This is a genomic window from Hyphomicrobiales bacterium (assembly GCA_039973685.1).
Classification (GTDB): domain Bacteria; phylum Pseudomonadota; class Alphaproteobacteria; order Rhizobiales; family JACESI01; genus JACESI01.
Map to the genome: position 1 here is coordinate 1 of JBDWKL010000019.1, position 19,799 is coordinate 19,799.

Here is a 19,799-nt window from a genome sequence, read left to right on the forward strand (position 1 = left end):
GATTGGTGCCAAACAGAGGTTTGATCCCGCCGCTTGGGGCAACGTAAGGGTAGGCAGATGTAACGGCGATGGCGCACAGGCCTTCATAGGCAAGCCGTTCCACCTCTGGCCACATGGCGGCGATGTGAAACATATTGGTGAAGCCAAGCACCGCAATGCCGTTTTGTTTGGCGCAATCAACAAGCGGTTGATGGGCAATTTTCTGGCCCAATGGTGCATAACCATTATCGCCATCAACGCGAATGGCAGCGGGTGCAAGCTGCTCCACAGTGGGCTTTGCTGAGCCATTAACACGGCCAGATTTCACGCCGTTGGCGTACCATGGCAAACGAAACAGACCATGCGAATGGCACGCATCGCGCTCTGCTTCAATCATCCGATCTGCAATTGCCTGACTGTTCGTTTCGTCACATCCATTATGAGTGAGGCAACGAAGAGCCAACGCGTGGGCTTCGTCTAGGCTGAGCGGAACGTTTGTCATTATATCACTGCTTTTTCTAAGAATGGTGTGCCGGTTTCAATGCGGTCATAATGGAAAGGTGTCAGGTCTAGCGTTCTAAATTCGCCATACGTCAAAAGCTCGGACATGCCGCGCCCCAAAGCAGGGGATTGCTGGAAGCCATGGCCAGAAAATCCATTGATGAAGAAGAAGTTTTCAACCTTAGTGTGTGGACCTACAATCGCGTTTTGATCAAACGTATTAAACGCATAATGCCCCGCCCAAGAATTCACCAATTTAATTGCTTCAAATTGCGGAATGCGGTTAGCGATGGCAGGCCATGCCTTTTCTTCCCATACGCGATGGTCTTCGACGTAATCATCATAATCAACAGGCACGTCATCCTCATCAAAGGGCGGGCAACCGGCCAAATAATAAGTGCCGTCTGTGCGCATATGAACGCCGGATGGATCTATGGTGAGTGGCAGGTCGCGGTCTAGCGGTTTGGCAGCATCAAAGATGAAGGTATAGCGCTTGCGCGGTTCCACGGGAATTTCGATGCCTGCCATGCGTGAGGTCAGCACTGCACGCGGGCCAGAAGCATTGACCACCTTGCCGCAGGAAACCACATCACCCGTTTTGAGTGTTATGCTCTCAACAGCGGTGCCTGCCGCGTTTAGGGTCATGTCGGTTACTTCGTTCGTGCAATATTCAACGCCTTTTTCACGGGCTGAACGCTTCCACCAATCAAACAGTGTGTTGCCGTCGAAATAGCCTTCGTCCTTAAGGTTATGGTTCGCGCCTATAATGCCATCAAGATTATAAAACGGATAATCACGGGCAATATCGTCGGCGGTCATGAATTTGGTGCCCGCACCGAGGTCTTGCTGGATTTTCTGGCTTTCGCGCAATGTATCTGCAAAACCCTGGTTGTCGGCCATATACATATAGCCATAGCTTTGCAGAACCACATCAGGCACGCGCTCATCATTGCCCATGAATTTTCGGAAGTTTTTGATGAACTCCGCACCAAATTGAGAAATGCGCACATTAATCTCGTTGGAGAATTGCTGGCGAATGCAGCTGTTCGTGTGGGATGTTGAGCAAGCCTCATAAGTTGGGTCACGTTCGACAACCAAGATAGAACCATCAAAGTCTGGATTGTTGGCTGTGAACCAAGAAACAGCCGAGCCATACATAGCGCCACCAACAATGACGATGTCATAATTTTTTTGTTTTGGCGTTTGAAAATCAACCACGAAGCTGCCCTCCTAAGCAACACAGAACCATGGGTTCTTTTGAAACGCTACTCTCTCAGAAATTCAAGCAGATGCAAGACTAGTTTTGAGCTTTTAACGGAGCAGATACGGGCTGGGTTACTACCAAGCAGAAAGCATTAAATCTGCACGGCGATCATAAAGCGTTGCTGCCTGTGTGTTGCCTGCAAGTTCTGCGGCCTTTGCACGGTCTCGCAATAGCCATGACACATTGGGAGCAGCGCGCAACTTTTCGTCTAAAAAAGCGCCAGCTTTAGCGTGGTTACTTGTGGCAATGAGGGCTGAGGAATAAGAGCGCTCAACAATTTGTCGTTGCACGATAGAGCCGCCCAAGCGTTGGAATGTTGGTAGCAAAGGTTCGAAAGCAGCCTGCGCTTTTTGCTTATCTTGCGGGTAAAGGCGAATGGCGTCGACCAGCGGGCGTACAACTGTGCGGAAGATATCGCCGACCTCGTGATCGCTATCTTGGTGCGCTGATTTTAGCGTGTCGAAGAAGCGCGTTGAGGCTTCTTTATCGGGGGTCGATGCAAAGGCGAGGGCTGCGTGCATATCGAGGAACGGGTTGGAATGGGTTTCAGCATAAGCTGCCCATTTGTCTGCTTCTGCGCTCCAACGATTGCCCACATCAACGCCACTAAGCTGCAATCGCCATAAGAGCGAGGTGCTGTCTGTTAGGCGAAACTGATTGTTGGCTGGAATATGGGCCAGCTCTTCATCAAAAAGCTCAAGTGCCGCATCAAACTCTTGCGCTTCCACAAGCCGCAGCGCCATGTGCCACCAGATATGTGCGTTGAGTAAATTTTGCTCTTTCCAAATTGGTTGATTGGCTTTGAGAAGACCCATCCCGTCTTGGTGTCGGTTTTGGCTTTCAAAAACATGGGCAAGACAATGCATAGACCAGCAATCTTCCGGCTCTAAACTCAAGCCCAAGCGTCCATAAGCTTCCGCGTCTGCATAGTGACCGTTTTCTTCCAGTGCGAAGGCATATTGGCCAACGGCAACATGATAGGCTTTACCCTCTGGGTTGGCGGCTTCAAAGGCTGATTTTGCTGAGCGCAACATATCGTCCAGGGCGCCGACCATGAAAAAACTCTCATGAGAGCCTTTCAGTGCCATAACATCATTGGGGCGTTTGGTGAGGCATGTGTCCCAGATGTGACCGGCGGCACTAAAGTTTCCTGCCGCCATCGCTTCCATCGCATTAAGATGCAGGCGCTCATCAGCGCTCACCCCTTCTGCGGCTTGGCGGGCATTGGTTATGTCTCTTTGGACAGTGCTTGAGTGTGGATCAAACCCGCTCAATAATTTCATCACCCCGCAATAGACAGGGCCAAGCAGGAAGTCTGGATCGTTAGCGTTTTTGAGGTCCCCGATAGGCGTGCCTTGAAATCGCAAATAGTCGCGCATGGCCGCATTCCAGATGTTGATGGTCTCTGGCTTACCAGTGGTGATCTGTGTACCGAAAGTGTCAAAGGATTGCATGGGGAGGCTCCGCGTCATGTTGAGCTATTTGACGGGTTTGGAGCGAGAAGATCAAGAGGGGTACCATTCTTTCCCTTCCATAGCCTCCCCAAAGTCGGGTTATCAAGTTTTGTTAGATTTCTGAGATCCTTTTCAATGTGTAGAGAGTTGATGATTTCTGGTAAGGAGCACGAGCTACATTGTCGCTAATTTTAGCGCATGGCTGGTGACCTGTGATTTGCCGTTGATGTGGTCATACCCTTGCACTGAAGGGGTTTCCTCGATGGAAGATTGATGATCGACCGACCCCCAAACAACAGTTCTGTTGCGACCCAAATTTTTAGCTGCATCGAGAGCTTGTCTTGCCTTTTTCAGAGCGGTTTCTTTGGAGTCATTAGCTGGCACAGAGCACGCACCTAGAGTAACTGAGACGTTTAGGCTGTTTTCGTTATGGGTTACGGTTAGCCTTGCGATTTTCTTTCTTATGGATTCCGCTATTGTTTCAGCTTTTTCAATCGGAACCTCATGCAAGAAAACACCAAACTCTTGACTGCCTAAGCGGCCAAAAATAATGGCTTCATTTTCGATTGCCCCCGCAAGAGCGACAAGCATTGCATCACCAGCCTCATAACCATATTTTTCATTGATCTGTCTAAGATGGTCAACGTCGAACGTAATCATTGAAGACGCTTTTTTCGCAGTAAACGACATCATCTTATTATCTATGCGCTGGAAAAAATCGCGACGATTGCTGATATTTGTGAGGTCGTCTTTTCTCGCCAAACGTAACAATTCGTTTTGAGCCGAAACTGTCCGTTCTGCTGCTCTTATGCGGGCATTGAGTTCTTGTTGGAGGAACGGTTTCGCCAAGAAGTCATCTGCGCCCGAATCGAGCGCTTCCACCAAGGTCTCTACATCTGAGGAGCTCGACATGACGATTGAGTAGTTGGAGGTTCCATTTTCTGCACAAGCGTTAGCCGCCCAACACAGCTCCAACCCTGAAACGTTTGGAAGTTCAAGTGACGTTAGGAGTATCTCAAATGGATGACCAGCTGTCACATAGTCATAAACGTCTTGGCCATCTTGAAACGTGGTGACTGTATTGCCACGGCTCACGACTTGTTTCGACACTATATCTAGGATTGATCGACTATTATCCGCTATCAAAATGTGCATTGTGATTACCCCTAAATTCTCTCAATATTGGTAAAAAGAGAGATACTAAAACTGTATGTAAAAATACGATATTCAACAAAACTGTAGAAAAGGTTATCGATAATTATAAGATTTTACGATGTTATTTACTAAATTTTGTATTTATTTTTTTAGCAATTTAAATTAAAATAAGGAATTAAATCACAATTGTATTTCGAGTAAATATAAGAATATATTTTGTTTAGCTCACGTGTATTCAAATATGTTTCACTGTATATGTGAAGTATTATCTATATATGGGGTTTATTGATTTTTAATAAAGATTTAACCATTGAGGAAGAATGTTTGTTTGAGTTGTATTTCAGGAGTGGATTACATGGTTGCAAGTCTAGAAAAGTATCTTGCGGATATAAGCAATATAGAAACAGGCTATGACGCCTTCAGGTCGTTGCGGAAAATTGCGGCTGACTATGGCATGGAAAGCTTTAGTTTCATGGGGCTGAGTGGTCAAACACATCAGCTTTGCGAAACTCTGGTTGTCAACAATTGGAACCCAGGCCTTGTGCAAGCTTATGATGAGTACAAGCTTGCAGAGCGAAGCTGTGTATGGGAAAAATTGCGTCATTCGACAGTGCCCTTTTATTGGGATATCGAAACGCTAAGCCAAGTTCGGCCCAAGGATGAAGCTAAGATTACCAATGAGCTGTTTAGTGATTATGATATGACGAAAGGAATATTCCTTCCGGTCCATCGTTGTCATTCAGAGCCATTGGCAATTTGTTTTACTTTCAATGAAGGCCGGCCAGAATTATCGCAACTCGCTGAGCTACAATTTTTGGCTTCGCATGCGGGTGCGGTTTTACATCCAAAAGTTATTGCAAAGGGTAAAGCAACCCCTTGTCTGTCGCCTCGTGAGAAAGAATGTTTAAAGTGGACTTCGGATGGTAAGACGAGTTCTGAAATCGGAAAGATTCTCTCCCTCTCAGAACATACAGTCAACCATCATCTATACGGTGGAATGCAAAAACTAGATGCTACAAATCGTATACATGCAGTCGCTATTGCTGTTCGTTCCGGTCTGTTAAATTAATTTGCCAAAAATTAAAGGCTTGCTCGGGCAATTATGTTCGGGCATTGCGTGACTAAGATCATTGCATACAAGGTATCTTTGGCGTTTTTAAGCGTCGTGAAATCGTTGTCTCAAAACGCGGCCTTGTTTTTATAAATTATCGAACTTTCCTTAATCTTGTCTGATTGGCTCTCCAGCTGCATGAATAGCCTTCTTGGCGTTCGGTTGGAAGCCGCACCATGAGGCTATCATAGAGCCCAGTGCGATCCCTACGGAGTTGGCAACCATGTCCAGAAGGCTCGCAGACCTTCCTGCAAACGGTTGCGTCAGCTCGATAAAGACGCCTATCGCGAATATCACTAAAACTAGATATTTCGACCAATGAAAACGATGGCAGGCCGCTAAGCCCATCGCGGTCAACGAGAAATAGGCGATCATATGCTTTACTTTGTCATGCGAGAGTTCCCACACTGCATTGAAATCGGGTGAGTAATAAGAGCCCACGACGACAACAAGAAAGGCGACAAAGAATAAGCAGGTCAGTATATTTGAGCGGCCCTTAGGGGATTTGCTGAACGTATCAACCAGCGGGTGGAACTGCTGTTCTTTCATTTTGAAGGCCTTGTATAGTAGGGCCAGTAGCAAAATGATGAGAACGCTGTAAACGCAATACCAAGCGATGAAGAACGATTGAGCTTCTGTTGTTAGCGGCACTAAACTCCGAATAAGCAGCATTGGGTGATTATGCGAGTTTACAGTTTGATAAACAGCAGCATAAGCATTTGGCAAATCGATTTGGTCGGTTTTGAAAATGAAAATATCATTGCTTCCGCCGTTCAATAAGGATTTGGCATTTTGAAAGTTTACAGGGACCTGAAACTTGTTGTTTTGTAGGTGCCCTTGATGTTTCTTCCCATCGTGTTGGTCAAAGAATACAGCCCTTGCCATTTCACGGTTGGGGCTTGTTGGCGTTATTTCATTGGATAATTTGCCTGCATAAGACCCTATTGAAATTGTACAGAGGCAATTTGGATTGATGTAATCCACCTGAAACAGTTGAGAACTTTCAACGATATCATTGGTCAGCCCTATCGTGTTTCCTACAGCGATGGCTGTAATGACCGGATCTGTTTCATGTGCTTGCAGGTCTACACCTAACTTTGGTAATCGCTTGATGAAATGTTGGGTCCAAAAGGAAGTTTTCGCTGAAGCTTTGGTGGCAAGGTATCTTGTTTCAAAAGACGCATATTGGCTGCTGAAACCAAAGATTGCGCCTAAAAGCATTATTAAAAATAGCGTATTTAACCGAAACACCTTTTTTTCTTCCTCTTGATTCGCATTTTTGTTGTTGAAATTAGAAATCAACACTCAAATATGATCTTATTCTTATAAACCCTAAGATAAATGTGTTTTGAATCAATTGTATTGTTTCAGTGATACTCACCTCCCAAATTCTCACAATTGGGATGAAATACTTTGTTTACCCTACGGAGGGTGGCTCTCATGAGTGAGACAATCAAGACTTGATCTTGATTGTTTGTGGTTGTTTCGAGCCTATGGCCTCTTTAAACCGCAGTATAATTGCCGGTTTTGTGGCGGCAGTTTAAATCACAACTCGTTAGATATGAGGCGTTTTGACAGGTATTGTCTCAGTGTTTGATGCTCATGGATTAAGTCTGAAGACTGCATCTTATTTAAAATTTCTGATACCCAAATATCCTGGTTTTCGGCCAGCTTTGTTGTTGGCGCGTTCATATAAGTCGGGTGGTTCGCAGCGATGACAATTGATCCGCTTTTGACAGCTTCAAAAAGCTTGGTGTCCGATCGAGATGCATTCAATTTAGTGTTCATTAAAGGGAGTAAGAAAATACCACCAGCAGGAAGTTGTTCGATGAAGCGGCAGTATGATGACACATTCATTTCTGGGTGGACTGTTACGCGGTCTAGTGAATTCCATTTTTTTGCCCATTGACCAATCGCAATGACGTCAAAGCTTGCCTTGGGGGATTTCTCTAAGACCCTTTGTACAATGGGAAATAGGAATTTGTGTTCATGCGAGTGCATTTTCGCAAAATAATAAAGACGGTTCGCGTCTATTGGTTTTGTGTTAGCTGGCGCAAGTTTCTCAATTGGTGGAAGAACTAACGGCGTTTGTTTAAGTGAGTATTTTTCAGCGAGTACTTTTGCCAGTGGTGGCGTTGACGCATAGAACTGGTCAAATTTAGAGGCATTACGTCCAAGAAGAAACTCAGTTTGAGCAGGGCGAATTTTGTGCTTAATCGGTATCGACGGATCATAGATCATTGCCTGCAAATCATCATCGACCAAGTAGCCGATGGACGTGATCTGTGACCTGTATTGCTTTATTGCGGTAAGAATTCGCCGATTAATATAGCGATTAATCAACAATGATATTTTGTCATTGTTATCGAACTGGTGCTTGAGTTCTTGAGAGAATTTCGACGCAGAAGGTTGTATAACAACCATATTCTCCTCTTCATGCCCGCCAAAAGCTTCCAACCTGTGTTTTATGTAAAAATCAAATGTGGAGTTGTAATCGGAGAAAACTATTAATTTTGTTGGCTTGGATATGGGAGGCCTCTTTCGGGCGCAAGAAAGATTGTTACCTGTGCAGATTGTATGCCTTCAAAAAACAAACGCAAGTCTATAATTGACCTTCTTTGTTTTGTGGCTCTTGAGCCGGAGCACGGTTCTTCAGTTGCAACTTTTCGCTCGATTTTTGGACAATACACAGGTTTGTGTGGCTCAAGCCTATACCGGTTAGATTGGCGTGTAATGGCCAGTCGATAAAGCTTTGGTGTAATTTTCAGCTAAAGATTTAGCGGCACTATTAGTCGCAGATATTGATGATGAAATTCAATTTTGGGGTCATTGAAACTCATAAAGTGAACACTTGAATTCATGTCCTCTCTCAACTAACAACGACAGCAATGAGGTTTTTGAAGCTCGACAAACACTCGCGGTAAAAATGAGCTGCATTGGTAAATGGCAGAAAGTTTGAGATGGGCATCAAGAAAACCCTCAAATGGAAATTTGAAGATGATGGCTGGTGGGAACCGTTGAGGCGCCGCTATTTTGGTGATCACCTTGGATTGAAAAGTTAATCATGCGCGTATTGGTGATAGGGCAATCGGGACAAATTGCACGGGTGCTTTCGGTGTTGGGCAGGAAGAGCGATCATCAAATTGCGACAAAAGGGCGCGCAGATTGCGATCTGATGCAGACCGCCAATATTCCAAAATGCCTTTTAATGCCAAATGGTGAAAAGCCCGAAGTGATTGTGAACGCCGCTGCTTATACGGCCGTGGATAATGCCGAATGTGATGGTCAAACTGCTTATATTTTGAACCGTGATGCGTGCCAAGCATTGGCGTTGGCCTGCAAGGATTCAGAAATTCCGCTTGTGCATATATCTACTGACTATGTTTATAAATCAGATGGAAGTGCGGCTTTATTGGAGACAAATCCTACTGGACCGATAAACGTTTACGGACATTCAAAATTAGCTGGTGAATTTGAGATCACCAAAGAACATGATCAACACATCATTTTACGTACGGCTTGGGTGTTCAGTTCGACAGGCAATAATTTTGTAAAAACAGTGCTGCGACTTGCTGCAGATCATGACGAGTTGCAGATTGTTGCTGACCAAATAGGTAATCCAACAGCCGCCAATGATCTCGGCGCTGCGATTATAACGATAATCGATCGTTTGAGCCGTAAAGAAAAAGATGATGACTTCTTTGGGGTTTATAACTTTGCAGGGCGTGGGGATATCAGTTGGGCAAATTTCGCACGCACAATTTTCTCTATATCAAAGCAAAATGGAGGCCCAAGCTGTGATGTGAGGGACATCCTTACGGATGAATTTCCGTCGCGGGCTTCAAGGCAACTCAATTCTCGGCTTGATACAACAAAATTTGAGACTGTATTTGGCCCTATACCGAGTTGGGAAGGACAGCTGCAGGAGGTTGTCAAAGAATTGGTTTCAACAGGTGGCTCCCTGTTGTCAAAACCTGAATAAGCTAACCACTTTAAGCGTTTAAACGAAGCCGCTATGCCGCTGTTTGCGTATATCTGCGCGCCATTTATTGCGTAAGGCGGCGTTTTAGGAGTTCTACTGCGTTGTCAAAGAGGCTTGGGTCTTCTTCCGAGCGTGCTGCAAGTTGTGCGCCTTCAAATAGGGACAGCGTTGCAGTGGCCTCCATGGTTGGGTCGGCTACATTTGAAATTGACCCATCAGATTGACCGGCATGAAAAGCTGCAACAAGCCATTCAGTCACCATTGTGCGAAAACGGCGAACGAGCTGGCTTACTTCATCGGGTAGGCTTTCACGGCTGGTGGTGAAAGAGACGCATAAGCAAACGCTTTTGCCTTCATCGATACCGTTGCGGTAGCTGTTTATCATCGCTGAAAGCTGTTCAGCCCCAGTTCTAGGGCTGGAGCGGAACTCCGCTCGTATCGCTTCAAACTTTGCAAGATAGCGTTGCATTAGCTCGACAGACAAATTTGCCTTGGATGGAAAATGATGATGGATACTGGCTTTACGAATACCGACTTCATTTGCCAAGTCAGCATAGCTAAATCCATCAAAGCCTAATGTTCTGGCTGCTCGTTCAGCCGAATCCAAAAGTGCGTTTCTGGTATCAGAAGCCATAGTGACTTATCCTCTTATACATCCTGCAAGTTTGCCTTATGTACGCGGCGGCTTTGCATGTTGCAAGTGACCTGTTTTCATCCATACTTTTGCGCCATCTTTGCCTGCAACCGCGTTGAGTGGTTTACCTTCTGGCAACCGTAGCCATCCACCCTTGGGAAGCTCTTCGCCAGACACAATTAAAGAGCCACCAATCATGAGCAGTTCAATGCCGCCAGCATCCGTATTGGCGAAGGCCGCATTTGCATCGACATGGTTGTAAGTCACGTGTTCACGGCCATCCTTGTGTAGTTCAGCCGTTGCCACACCATTGAGCGGAGCTTCGAGCTCATCTGCCATATTTTTGCGGAACTGGGTGCGGTCATCCAAGTCAAATTGCCATAATTTTACAAAAATCGTGCAACCCGGCTCGGAACCTGGCGTGTGCGACGTTGTTGGTGGATTGCGAACATACGTGCCGACAGGATAGTCGCCATGTTCATCTTGGAAGACGCCATCAAGAACGATGAATTCTTCACCACCTGTATGTTCGTGGGCGGAGAATTTGCTGTTTGGTACATATCGAACGAGGGACGTGGCGCGCGCCACTTCGCCACCAATGCGGTCCAGCATCCGTCGATCTACACCAGGCATTGGTGATGCGACCCATTCTAATTCTTCAGAATTAACAATGACTTGTTTAGTGAAATCAGCGTTTAGTTCCATTTTGACGTCCATATTAGTGAATCAAGTTTTTAGCAGCCTACCAATAGGTAGTTTATTCGGCAAGGTCTGTATCATCTGCCATAGTTGCCGGATTGCGATCAGAGTATTGTTCAAATTTGTAGCGATAAGGCAATCCACCTTCCACGCGTGTGATTATATCAACGTGAATGCGAAGGCCTCGCCCCATCAATGGCAATTCACCATTATTGATGTCTTCGACAAGCACAGCAGTGCCTTTAAGATTGAGGAGTGTGCCCGTTTCAAAATCAACAAATTGCAGGCCGACACGATTGTCAGTCACGATGTTTCCGAAGGTATTGTAAAAGCTATTACCTTTATAATCGGGGAACTGGATTGTGTTGTCATCTAAGACAGTAACGAAGCCCGGCATGCCGCCACGATGATTTATATCAACGCCTGCGCGGGGGTCATCGCCTAGTTGGGCCGCACGTGAAGCGATGAGCAAAGTGTCGGCACGGGTGATTTGAGCTTTGTCTACTTCACTAAGGGTGGTTGAGGCTTCTATGTGGGCGGGTTGTGTCGCAGTTGCCGATGCCTTTGTTCTGATTTGAATGTATTTGGGGCAGTTTCCATAGCTTTGATCCACATGCAAAGCCAAGGTGTCAGCTTCTTCGGCCTCAATCGTCGCGTTAAGGCGGTTGCGGCGCTGAGTTTCAAATTCAATACCAACAACACTGACTTTAGCACCAACTGAGAAATCAAGATCAGCAGGTTCACCCAAAAGGGGTGATGATGAAATGTTCAATGTTTTTTCATCGGAAGAAGCCATGAAACCTGCCGAGCCAACCCGCATTACAGCCCAAGGGTGGCCTGAACTGTCGAGTGCGCCGATATGGACAGAAGAAAGTGAAGCAAAGAATTCACGATGCTGATCAGGCATATGATCACGAATCATGCGTAGGCCCAATTGGTGTTGGCGTTCGCTGATATCTAGTTTTTCATGTAAGCTCTGCTCGCCTGCGTGGAAAACGCTGTCTTCATTTAGCATTTCAAATGTCCTTTACTATGGTCTGAAAGAAATATACCTTCCATTAGGTAGGTACACGCAATGAATTAAAAAAGCTATTGCGACAAAAGTAACAAACGCGTGTCCCAACGTTGGGAAGAAGGACCATGTTCGCGGAACAGTCCAGTTTGTACCATGATAAAGGAAAAGAAATGAAGTTTTACGATAGTTTCGGTTTGCCAAACCCTGATCGGGTCCGGATCGCATTGAATGAAAAAGGGGTTCTAGATCAAGTCGAGATTATTCAGGTGAACTTGTGGGAAGGTGAGCATCGTACTGCTGAATTTAAAGCCAAGAACCCAAGCGTAACCATTCCCCTTTTTGAACTTGATAATGGTCTGGCGATTTCAGAAACCACGGCAATTACTGAATATATAGATCATACTTTTGAGGGTATTTCATTGACTGGGCGCAGTGCTGAAGAGCGCGCCGTTGTGCATATGATGCAGCGCCGTGGTGAGCAAAAAATCGTTGATGCAATCGGTACTTATTTCCACCATGGAACACCTGGTTTTGGGCCGGAAATTGAGCTTAATCAAAATAAATCATGGGGCGAGGCACATTTGCAAAAGACGCTAGATGGCATGGCTTATTTTGATGAAGTGCTACAAGATACCCCCTATATCGCGGGTGAAAATTATTCCATGGCGGACATCACCGTTTTTACGGGGCTTAACTTTTCAGAGACCCATCCAAAGGTTATGGTACCTGAAACACTGAAGGCTTTGGCTGAGTGGCGTGCACGCATTGGTGCTCGTGAAAGCTGTGCATTTGTGCCTGAAACCATGAAAGTAAGCTAATGACTGATCCGGTTCGTTCAGAATATTTGATCAAGGACATCTCTGAATTCAGAGAGCGCTATGGTGATACGGGGCCAGCAATCTACGATAAGTCGGCGCCGTTTTTGAGCGAACCAATGCAGGATTTTGTCCGTCTCTCCCCCTTCTGTGTTGTGTCTTCGCAAGATGATGAAGGGCATACTGATATTTCCCCGCGGGGAGATCCGGCAGGTTTTGTTGAAATCGTTTCCGCAAAACATCTGCTAATACCGGACAGGCCCGGCAATCAGCGTTTCGACACCTTCCGAAATATCTTGGTCAATCCGCCTGTATCGGTGCTGTTCATCATACCAGGTGTGTTTGATACATTGCGGGTAAACGGTCGCGGGTTTGCCACGCGCGATCCAGAATTGTTAGCTAGATGCGCGATCAAAGATCGTGTGCCGCCAGTTGGTTTGTTGATCGAGATTGATGAGGCTTACGCTCATTGTTCCAAAGCGATTAGGCGCTCTGGTCTATGGGATGAAGAGACGCAGATTGATCGAAAATTAGCACCAAGCCTAAGTCATATGATGACTGCGCATCAAAGTTATTCGCAAGACAAATTGGATGAGTTGGTCGGCAAGATTGACCGCGATATTGTAAAAAATATGTACTAGCCGTCCCATGATTCGTTGGGAGAATAAAAATAAAGTGAGCCTGGTTGGTTTTTCCTTGCTATTTATCAGTCAACCTTCTAGTAGGTTTATATAAAACAAATCGAAGGAAAAACTCATGATTGGTTATACAACAATCGGTGTTAAAGACATCGCAAAAGCTAAAGAATTCTACACAGCATTGTTCGACGCAAGTGTGCTCGTTGACATTGGCCGTTTGGCAATGATCGGCAAATCTACAGACGCGCCAATGGTTGCTGTTTGTGAGCCTTTTGACGGCAATGCACCTTCATGCGGTAACGGTTCAATGATCGCATTTGGCGCATCTTCAAAAGAAGAAGTAGACGCAATGCACGCGAAAGCGATTTCATTGGGTGCGACAACTGATGGTGACCCAGGTCAGCGCATCGAAGACGTATTCTATGGCGCGTATGTACGCGACCCAGATGGCAACAAGCTTGCTTTCTTTATCTTTGGATAAGTGCTTCGGCCGCTTGGATATTCCAAGCGGCCAAGTTTCACGACGGTGCGGCGACGCACGGGAAGCAGGCAGGCAAGAGTGCCACCTACAGCTAGCCCTGATACTTCAAGGCAAATGCCCCAAAATCAAATCTCTTTAAAAAATCTAATATTGCGCGTAATTCAGCCCGCTGGCTCGATCCCAAACTCTGCTAAAATCTCATCCGTATGCTCACCCAATGCAGGCGCGGGGCGTCTGATTGATGCAGGTGTTTTGGAGAAATTCGCAGGGTGCTTTGCTTGGCGCAGCATACCGGCGGTTGGATGAAGCGTTTCCACAACAATGCCGTTTGCTTCAACCTGCGGGTGGCTGCGCATTTGTGTTCGCGATAGCACAGGACCATTCGGCACATTCTCAGCATCAAGAGCGGCAATAAGATCTGCTGATGCAAACCCAACCACCGCATCCTGGATGGCATTTAAACGTGCATCTTTGTTGAGTTCACGAAGTTCTGGCGTGGCAAAGCGTTCATCTTCCAGCAGGTCAGGACGGTTCACGGCCTTGGTGAAGCCTTGCCATTGTTTGTCCTGCATAACGGCAATACTCACAAAGCCGTCTTTTACCTCGTAGATCAAATCAATATAGGATTGAGCCTCTTCGCGCTCCAATTCGTCACCCACAAAGGTGTGACCGTTCATGTCCGAACTCCATAGGAACGCGATGATAACATCAAGCATTGAGATTTGAATGTGCTGGCCTTCGCCTGATCGCTCACGCGCAAATAAAGCGGCGGCGATGGCTTGGCTTGTTTGTATGCCTGTCAGCTTATCTGGCAATATCGTGCGAACAAGGCGAGGGCGGTCTTCGTCTGATCCTGCTTGCACAGAGGTCAAGGCTGAGATTGCTTGGATGAGCGGATCATAGACAGGTTTTTGGGCAAGCGGCCCTGTATGACCGAAGCCTGCAATCGACACGTAAATTAAACGTGGATTGAGTTTTGAAAGAGCTTCATAACCCAGCCCTAACCGCTCAGCGACACCCGGTCTGAAATTTTGAATGAAGACATCTGATTGGGCTGCCATGGTTTTCATGGCCTCAATGCCGTGCTCAGATTTTAGGTCTAAGGTTATCGAGCGCTTGTTGCGATTGTTATTGAGGAAAGAGGCTGAATAGCCCGCGCGCCGTGTTGCCACATGCCGCGAAAAATCGCCACCATTTGGGATTTCGACCTTGATGATGTCTGCCCCTTGATCGCCTAGCGTCATTGTTGCGAGCGGACCAGAAATCACCGTTGTTAAGTCGATTACGCGGATACCAGCGAAAGGGGCGGTCATATGTTTCTCCAATTATGCAGGGTGATGGTAGATGATTTGCGACAGGAGAAAACTTAAATCCTTATGAGCCACCAAATTTGGACCTGCCGCAGGCAGCATTAAATTTGTTTCGATGCGCATGCGGCAGGAAGTGTTTTATTTCTTTGGGAACAGGAAGAGGTTTTGGATGTCGACCAATCCCGCAGCAAGGTAGGATGGATAGCGTTCCAAAATTGCCGCTTTCAGCTCGTCGCCCGTGTTTGATTTCGCGAAGGCGCCTTGAACGTGATCAAGATAAACAAGCGCATCGTCCATTGCTTGGCGTGAGCCAGCTGTTGGACCGTGACCTGGCAAGACAAGATCATAAGACGTGTCGTTGCGCATATCTGTCAGGCCATTTTTCCAACCGTCAAAGTTACCGTGACCACAGAACAAGTGACAATTATTGTAGAGCATGTCTTGTGCAATCAGCACTTTTTGATCCGGCAAATAAATCGTCATCATGTTGTCTGATTCAGCATCAGTAACATGTGAGAATTCAAATCTCACGCCGTCGATAACTTCGCTTGAAGCATGTGGAATGACGCGGTTTGGAACAACCTTTGTCGGTGGCACATGTTTGCCTAATGATTCGAGGCTAATTTTGATAAAGAAGTCGCCAAGCTGATCAATTTCAGCTTGCGTTTCAGCAAAAGAGTAGATTGGAACATCGCGGAATTGATAAGCGCCAAACCAATGGTCTGGGTGCAAATGCGAGATAATCATGCGGTCCACTGGCTTGCCTGTCTTCTCAGCATAATCACGGACTTCTTGACCGTAAATGACAGAGCGTTGACCATCAACAAAGACGAGACGTTCAGGTGTTTCAATCACGTGTGTCGTTACGCAGCCGGTTAAATCAGGACTTTGGTAGCTGTGAATCTTCACATCTCCAAAGTCTGCAACGGTGACGATGCCATGCTCAAGCGGCTTAACACCCTGGCCCAAAGGACCTCCGCCCAGAGTGCTGGCTTTAACGATTGATGGGGCCGCGAGAGTTGTCGCAGCGATCGTCGTCGCGGCGCTGCCAAACAGCACAGAACGGCGGGATATAATGGGATTTGTCATTGTGTTCCTTTTATCTATCTAGTACTAGGTAGATTGCAGAATTGACATTTCTTGTTTATGCTGTCAAGCCTTATCTAGTACTAGATAGATAGTGAAGTTGTGATGATACCGACAAACACCAGCGACAAAGCAGTCGCCATTTTGAATTCAGCGCGCGTGTTGATGATGGACCGTGGCTATAACGGGTTTAGTTTTCGCGATGTTGCCGCAGAAGTGGGCATCAAGAGCGCGAGCATCCACTATCATTACCCGACAAAAGCAGATTTAGCTGAGGCGACAGCTAAGGCTTATCGCGAGGGTTTCTTAGACTCTGCAAATGGAATTGAAGCCGCGACGACGGCTGATCGCTTGCGTGGCTACGGCGCTTTGTTTATCGCAACATTGCGAGATCAAGGCGGATTGTGTCTTGGTGGTGTGTTAGCCGCAGACATCACCACGTTGCCAGAACAGGTTCGTGATGAGGTGACGCTGTTTTTCCAGCAGCAACATGACTGGGTCGCAGACGTTTTGCGTGAGGGGCAGCTTCAAGGGGAAATCCGTCAAGATATAGATGCGGACGCTTTTGCGAAAATGTTCGTCTCAGGTCTCGAAGGCGCAATGATGGTCTCCCGCGGGATCAAGCAGCCACAAAATCTTGAGACGGCGTTGGAGACATTGATTCAACTGGCAAAAGCGTAGGGCATACACAGCAACCACGATTGTATGGCCACCTTAATTGAGCAGCTTTATTGTGCTGGATACTCCAAAGGCATATTCCAGAAATTGCCTTCAATGCGGGTGAGCGGGCGCGATGGCGTTCCTGGCAGAGAGCCTTCTCGAATGATCGCGCTAATATCCGATAAAACATTTCGATTGGTTCGGTAATAAGCATGGCCGGTGAGGCCTTTAACCCCTTCGACGTTGACTAAATTCACGGTCTTGAGCTCTGCAAATATCTTTTGTTCTGCGGGTTGCAGTTTGTCCTGCGTTAATTTGCCCAATCGCTCTCCAGTCAATAGGGCTTGCGCTAATCCAAGGGCTGTGTCGCCGGGGTTCACATAGACGGTGATTTGTCCGATCGACGCGCCGAAACCTTCAGCAATCAAACGTTGGCGTACCACTGAAAAATCAAGATCAGGTGCGGCCATAACAAGGTTCTCGATTTTGAGAACGTCTTTAGGGTTTTTGTTTTGAGCACGCACAGCAATGATCAATTCACGCAAAGCCGTGGTTGTTACATCTGTGCCTCTGCTGTGCGCGATGATATGGATCTTCTCAAGCTCAGGGATCTGCGATAATTGGGTTATAAATTCTTTGAGGTGGAAGACTGTAAATTCACCAGATTCACGGTCTTTGAAATAGCCAAATGCACCCCCTGCACCCGCAGGCCAAGTATAGGCAATAGGCACGCCACGGCGACCGCTAAAATGCCAAATATCGGCGATCGAATAGACCGCGTCCTCAAATGAATTATTAAACCCATGAACAAAGATTACGACTTCGTTTTTGTTGGCAATCCGCATTTGTTCGCGGATTTGGGCTTGGAATAGCGACCGCTTGCGGTTGTAGGATGCGACAGCGTCAGGATTGCGAACAGGTTTACCATTCACGACCTTGAAAGCCGTTGGTGTTTCATCAAACCTCAAAATTTCGCGATTTTCTAAAACGTTGAGCGGTAGTTTTTGCGTCCGTTTAATCGCACCACTTGCCGCACTTAATGATTGCCAGTTTTGGTTTTTGCCAAAGGAAACCTTAGAGGCACCAAACACTGTGGAGTTTGATCGCTCTTCATTATAGGACAACTTTCCGTTTTCATGGACGGGTGCGCGGTCTGTCATATAAAAAATTGATGGAGTTGCGGTGCGATAAGCCGGTGGAACGTCATTATGAGGGTAGGTTCCATTCGCATAAATATTAGGCGTTGGTGCAAGAACCCTTGTTGAACCACAGGCCGACAGCGTCGCCAAAATTACGAAAAGAAGTAGGCGCTGGAAATAAGTCAACTAAGAGTTCCTGAACTTTATGGGCCAATTCTTGAATTTGCGCATCATCGAATGAACTGGAATACTAATTTGACGTGGCGTGATGAGGGCAGTCCTTCACAGCGACACAGTAACCTAGAAAGTATCAGTGATACAAGTGCTGGTTATCGCGTCAATTTCAATTGTAAATAGCTGTAAATAGCACCAAAATTTTGGCCAAAACGAGCTTGGTCGCGTTATTTCGGCGCATCAAGTATCAAGTTTTAGCAACTTAAATTGACTGTAATTGTACTGATATTCGGTTATTTCTATAGGGCAGCGCTCGCTGGCGTGGTTTGTTCCTTGCCAGAATCGTGTTAGTTAACAAGACTGCGACATTGCGAAACTTCATCTCAATGTCTTTTCTCAAGTTGAGATAATTACAACAAAACAAGCGAATAAATGACAACCGCACTGCTCATTATCTGCCTCTTTACCGTGTGCTTTTGCATGATTGCAAAGCGGATTTCCAAAACAATTTTAACGGCACCAATGGTGTTTATTGGTTTCGGATTTTTGATGGCTCAAACGGGTGTCATGCCGACCGGAGAAGCTGAGCACCTCCTTCATTTGGTCGCTGAAATAGCGTTGATCATTCTCCTCTTTCTTGATGCCGCACAAATTGATTTTAATGAACTTCGAAAGCGCCATGTTTGGCCAGTGCGAATGCTGGCTGTTGGGCTGCCTCTTTGCGTTGTCTTTGGCACGGCAGTCGCATGGCTATTTTTGCCAGATTGGCCAATTTTCGCCGTTGTATTGTTGGCTGCAATCTTGGCGCCAACGGATGCGGCACTTGGTCAGGCTGTTGTAACAAACCTAGCCGTACCAGAACGCGTTCGCCGTGCGTTGACGGTAGAAAGTGGTTTGAATGATGGGCTGGCTCTTCCGGCAATCTTATTGTTTGCAAGTCTCGCGGCAGGTGTCGCCGGACAAACGGATACAAATTGGTTTATATTTGGTGCGAAGCAACTCATCTTCGGGCCTCTTGTTGGCATTGCTGTCGGCTTTATAGGCGGGCATTTGTTGATCCGTGCACAGGAAAAGCAATGGACATCAGCAATCTTTGAAGGGATTGCCGCTCTCTCCATGGCAGGGTTTGCTTATCTTGCTGCAACGACTGTCGGCGGCAATGGGTTCATTTCCGCATTTGTGGCAGGACTATTGTTTGGCAACGTGGTCAAAGGGCGCTGTAAATTCATCTATGAGTTTAACGAAAGTGAAGGACAGATGCTCACATGGGGAGCGTTCTTCTTGCTAGGGCTTGCCTTGGTTCCTGAAGCCATTCACCACTTGAGTGTACCTGTCTTAGCGATCATCTTCTTGAGCCTTTTCGTTGTTCGGCCCCTTTCCATTTGGATATCTCTGATTAAGACCGATGCGCAGCCTACCACGAGATTGTTTTTCGGTTGGTTTGGTCCGCGCGGGCTGGCAACAGCGTTGTTTGCTCTTTTGATCGTTCCCATGGTTGGGCACGAATTAGCAGAGCCAATTTTGTATCTTGCAGTTAATGCGGTATGGATTAGTGCGCTTTTACATGGTTTAAGTGCGGTCCCAGGCGCAAATTGGTATGGCAGTTGGTATAGCAAGAAATCAAAATCAGATGAACTTCCCCCAAACTGACGCACCCGAACTGAAAAATGCGGACGAGTAAAACAAACAACCTCTAATATCG

The 19,799-nt window shown here is 46.5% G+C and carries 19 protein-coding genes; 7 read left to right on the forward strand and 12 right to left on the reverse strand.

What is annotated here, in order from left to right; genetic code table 11:
• The 4 genes from ABJO30_05545 to ABJO30_05560 all read right to left on the reverse strand — a co-directional run.
• Positions 1-481: Ldh family oxidoreductase (locus tag ABJO30_05545; protein ID MEP3232272.1), on the reverse strand; the 481-nt coding region annotated here is incomplete at its 3' end.
• Positions 481-1,698: an FAD-binding oxidoreductase gene (locus tag ABJO30_05550; protein ID MEP3232273.1), complete on the reverse strand. Its 1,218-nt coding sequence runs from the start codon at positions 1,696-1,698 to the stop codon at positions 481-483. The genes ABJO30_05545 and ABJO30_05550, both read right to left, overlap by 1 nt.
• Positions 1,699-1,818: 120 nt before the next feature.
• Entirely contained in the window at positions 1,819-3,198 is a 1,380-nt protein-coding gene (locus ABJO30_05555) for a hypothetical protein (GenBank protein ID MEP3232274.1), read from the reverse strand.
• Between the two features lie 174 nt (positions 3,199-3,372).
• Positions 3,373-4,353, reverse strand: coding sequence for a diguanylate cyclase (locus tag ABJO30_05560; GenBank protein ID MEP3232275.1), 981 nt, complete (start codon positions 4,351-4,353; stop codon positions 3,373-3,375).
• 355 nt (positions 4,354-4,708) lie between these two features.
• On the opposite strand from ABJO30_05560, the gene ABJO30_05565 reads away from it, so the two are divergent.
• Positions 4,709-5,422 carry a LuxR C-terminal-related transcriptional regulator gene (locus ABJO30_05565; GenBank protein ID MEP3232276.1) on the forward strand — a complete coding sequence of 238 codons (714 nt, stop codon included), beginning with the start codon at positions 4,709-4,711 and terminating at the stop codon, positions 5,420-5,422.
• 150 nt (positions 5,423-5,572) lie between these two features.
• Here the strand turns inward: ABJO30_05565 and ABJO30_05570 are convergent, their stop codons facing one another.
• The gene (locus ABJO30_05570) at positions 5,573-6,769 is read right to left on the reverse strand and encodes a VanZ family protein (protein ID MEP3232277.1); all 1,197 of its coding nucleotides are present in this window, start codon (positions 6,767-6,769) and stop codon (positions 5,573-5,575) included.
• A 240-nt stretch (positions 6,770-7,009) separates the two neighbouring features.
• Positions 7,010-7,888, reverse strand: a complete 879-nt coding sequence (locus ABJO30_05575; protein MEP3232278.1) for a hypothetical protein — start codon at positions 7,886-7,888, stop codon at positions 7,010-7,012.
• A 640-nt stretch (positions 7,889-8,528) separates the two neighbouring features.
• Here ABJO30_05575 and rfbD point away from each other — a divergent pair.
• Positions 8,529-9,446, forward strand: coding sequence for a dTDP-4-dehydrorhamnose reductase (gene rfbD, locus ABJO30_05580; protein ID MEP3232279.1), 918 nt, complete (start codon positions 8,529-8,531; stop codon positions 9,444-9,446).
• Positions 9,447-9,510: 64 nt separating this feature from the next.
• Here the strand turns inward: rfbD and ABJO30_05585 are convergent, their stop codons facing one another.
• The 3 genes from ABJO30_05585 to ABJO30_05595 are packed head-to-tail and all read right to left on the reverse strand — an operon-like array spanning position 9,511 to position 11,794.
• Positions 9,511-10,080 (reverse strand): TetR/AcrR family transcriptional regulator, encoded by a 570-nt coding sequence (locus ABJO30_05585; protein MEP3232280.1) that lies wholly within the window; start codon positions 10,078-10,080, stop codon positions 9,511-9,513.
• A 36-nt stretch (positions 10,081-10,116) separates the two neighbouring features.
• Entirely contained in the window at positions 10,117-10,785 is a 669-nt protein-coding gene (locus tag ABJO30_05590; protein MEP3232281.1) for a cupin domain-containing protein, read from the reverse strand.
• A gap of 52 nt (positions 10,786-10,837) precedes the next feature.
• Positions 10,838-11,794 (reverse strand): pyridoxamine 5'-phosphate oxidase family protein, encoded by a 957-nt coding sequence (locus ABJO30_05595; protein MEP3232282.1) that lies wholly within the window; start codon positions 11,792-11,794, stop codon positions 10,838-10,840.
• A 170-nt stretch (positions 11,795-11,964) separates the two neighbouring features.
• On the opposite strand from ABJO30_05595, the gene ABJO30_05600 reads away from it, so the two are divergent.
• The 3 genes from ABJO30_05600 (at position 11,965) to ABJO30_05610 (ending at position 13,728) form a co-directional block, all read left to right on the forward strand.
• The gene (locus ABJO30_05600) at positions 11,965-12,612 is read left to right on the forward strand and encodes a glutathione S-transferase (protein MEP3232283.1); all 648 of its coding nucleotides are present in this window, start codon (positions 11,965-11,967) and stop codon (positions 12,610-12,612) included.
• The gene (locus tag ABJO30_05605; GenBank protein MEP3232284.1) at positions 12,612-13,250 is read left to right on the forward strand and encodes an MSMEG_1061 family FMN-dependent PPOX-type flavoprotein; all 639 of its coding nucleotides are present in this window, start codon (positions 12,612-12,614) and stop codon (positions 13,248-13,250) included. The genes ABJO30_05600 and ABJO30_05605 overlap by 1 nt, the downstream gene beginning before the upstream one ends.
• Positions 13,251-13,365: 115 nt before the next feature.
• Entirely contained in the window at positions 13,366-13,728 is a 363-nt protein-coding gene (locus ABJO30_05610; protein ID MEP3232285.1) for a VOC family protein, read from the forward strand.
• Between the two features lie 161 nt (positions 13,729-13,889).
• On the opposite strand, the gene ABJO30_05615 is transcribed toward ABJO30_05610, so the two are convergent.
• Both ABJO30_05615 and ABJO30_05620 read right to left on the reverse strand, forming a co-directional pair.
• Positions 13,890-15,041, reverse strand: coding sequence for a CoA transferase (locus ABJO30_05615; GenBank protein ID MEP3232286.1), 1,152 nt, complete (start codon positions 15,039-15,041; stop codon positions 13,890-13,892).
• Between the two features lie 135 nt (positions 15,042-15,176).
• Positions 15,177-16,127: an MBL fold metallo-hydrolase gene (locus tag ABJO30_05620; GenBank protein ID MEP3232287.1), complete on the reverse strand. Its 951-nt coding sequence runs from the start codon at positions 16,125-16,127 to the stop codon at positions 15,177-15,179.
• A gap of 102 nt (positions 16,128-16,229) precedes the next feature.
• On the opposite strand from ABJO30_05620, the gene ABJO30_05625 reads away from it, so the two are divergent.
• Complete coding sequence (locus ABJO30_05625) at positions 16,230-16,805, forward strand: TetR family transcriptional regulator (protein MEP3232288.1); 576 nt, start codon at positions 16,230-16,232, stop codon at positions 16,803-16,805.
• Positions 16,806-16,852: 47 nt separating this feature from the next.
• Here ABJO30_05625 and ABJO30_05630 read toward each other — a convergent pair whose 3' ends face one another.
• A complete protein-coding gene (locus ABJO30_05630) occupies positions 16,853-18,109 on the reverse strand; it encodes an alpha/beta hydrolase (GenBank protein MEP3232289.1) in 1,257 nt (418 codons plus the stop codon).
• 420 nt (positions 18,110-18,529) lie between these two features.
• Between ABJO30_05630 and ABJO30_05635 the strand changes: the two genes are divergently transcribed.
• Positions 18,530-19,747 carry a sodium:proton antiporter gene (locus ABJO30_05635; protein MEP3232290.1) on the forward strand — a complete coding sequence of 406 codons (1,218 nt, stop codon included), beginning with the start codon at positions 18,530-18,532 and terminating at the stop codon, positions 19,745-19,747.
• Positions 19,748-19,799 lie beyond the last annotated feature (52 nt).

Excerpts from the sequence above, each read along its gene's own strand:
- ABJO30_05555 (MEP3232274.1), bottom strand. The coding sequence starts at position 3,198 with ATGCAATCCTTTGACACTTTCGGTACACAGATCACCACTGGTAAGCCA.
- ABJO30_05560 (MEP3232275.1), bottom strand. The coding sequence starts at position 4,353 with ATGCACATTTTGATAGCGGATAATAGTCGATCAATCCTAGATATAGTG.
- ABJO30_05565 (MEP3232276.1), top strand. The coding sequence starts at position 4,709 with ATGGTTGCAAGTCTAGAAAAGTATCTTGCGGATATAAGCAATATAGAA.
- ABJO30_05575 (MEP3232278.1), bottom strand. The coding sequence starts at position 7,888 with ATGGTTGTTATACAACCTTCTGCGTCGAAATTCTCTCAAGAACTCAAG.
- rfbD (MEP3232279.1), top strand. The coding sequence starts at position 8,529 with ATGCGCGTATTGGTGATAGGGCAATCGGGACAAATTGCACGGGTGCTT.
- ABJO30_05585 (MEP3232280.1), bottom strand. The coding sequence starts at position 10,080 with ATGGCTTCTGATACCAGAAACGCACTTTTGGATTCGGCTGAACGAGCA.
- ABJO30_05590 (MEP3232281.1), bottom strand. The coding sequence starts at position 10,785 with ATGGAACTAAACGCTGATTTCACTAAACAAGTCATTGTTAATTCTGAA.
- ABJO30_05595 (MEP3232282.1), bottom strand. The coding sequence starts at position 11,794 with ATGCTAAATGAAGACAGCGTTTTCCACGCAGGCGAGCAGAGCTTACAT.
- ABJO30_05600 (MEP3232283.1), top strand. The coding sequence starts at position 11,965 with ATGAAGTTTTACGATAGTTTCGGTTTGCCAAACCCTGATCGGGTCCGG.
- ABJO30_05605 (MEP3232284.1), top strand. The coding sequence starts at position 12,612 with ATGACTGATCCGGTTCGTTCAGAATATTTGATCAAGGACATCTCTGAA.
- ABJO30_05610 (MEP3232285.1), top strand. The coding sequence starts at position 13,366 with ATGATTGGTTATACAACAATCGGTGTTAAAGACATCGCAAAAGCTAAA.
- ABJO30_05615 (MEP3232286.1), bottom strand. The coding sequence starts at position 15,041 with ATGACCGCCCCTTTCGCTGGTATCCGCGTAATCGACTTAACAACGGTG.
- ABJO30_05620 (MEP3232287.1), bottom strand. The coding sequence starts at position 16,127 with ATGACAAATCCCATTATATCCCGCCGTTCTGTGCTGTTTGGCAGCGCC.
- ABJO30_05625 (MEP3232288.1), top strand. The coding sequence starts at position 16,230 with ATGATACCGACAAACACCAGCGACAAAGCAGTCGCCATTTTGAATTCA.
- ABJO30_05635 (MEP3232290.1), top strand. The coding sequence starts at position 18,530 with ATGACAACCGCACTGCTCATTATCTGCCTCTTTACCGTGTGCTTTTGC.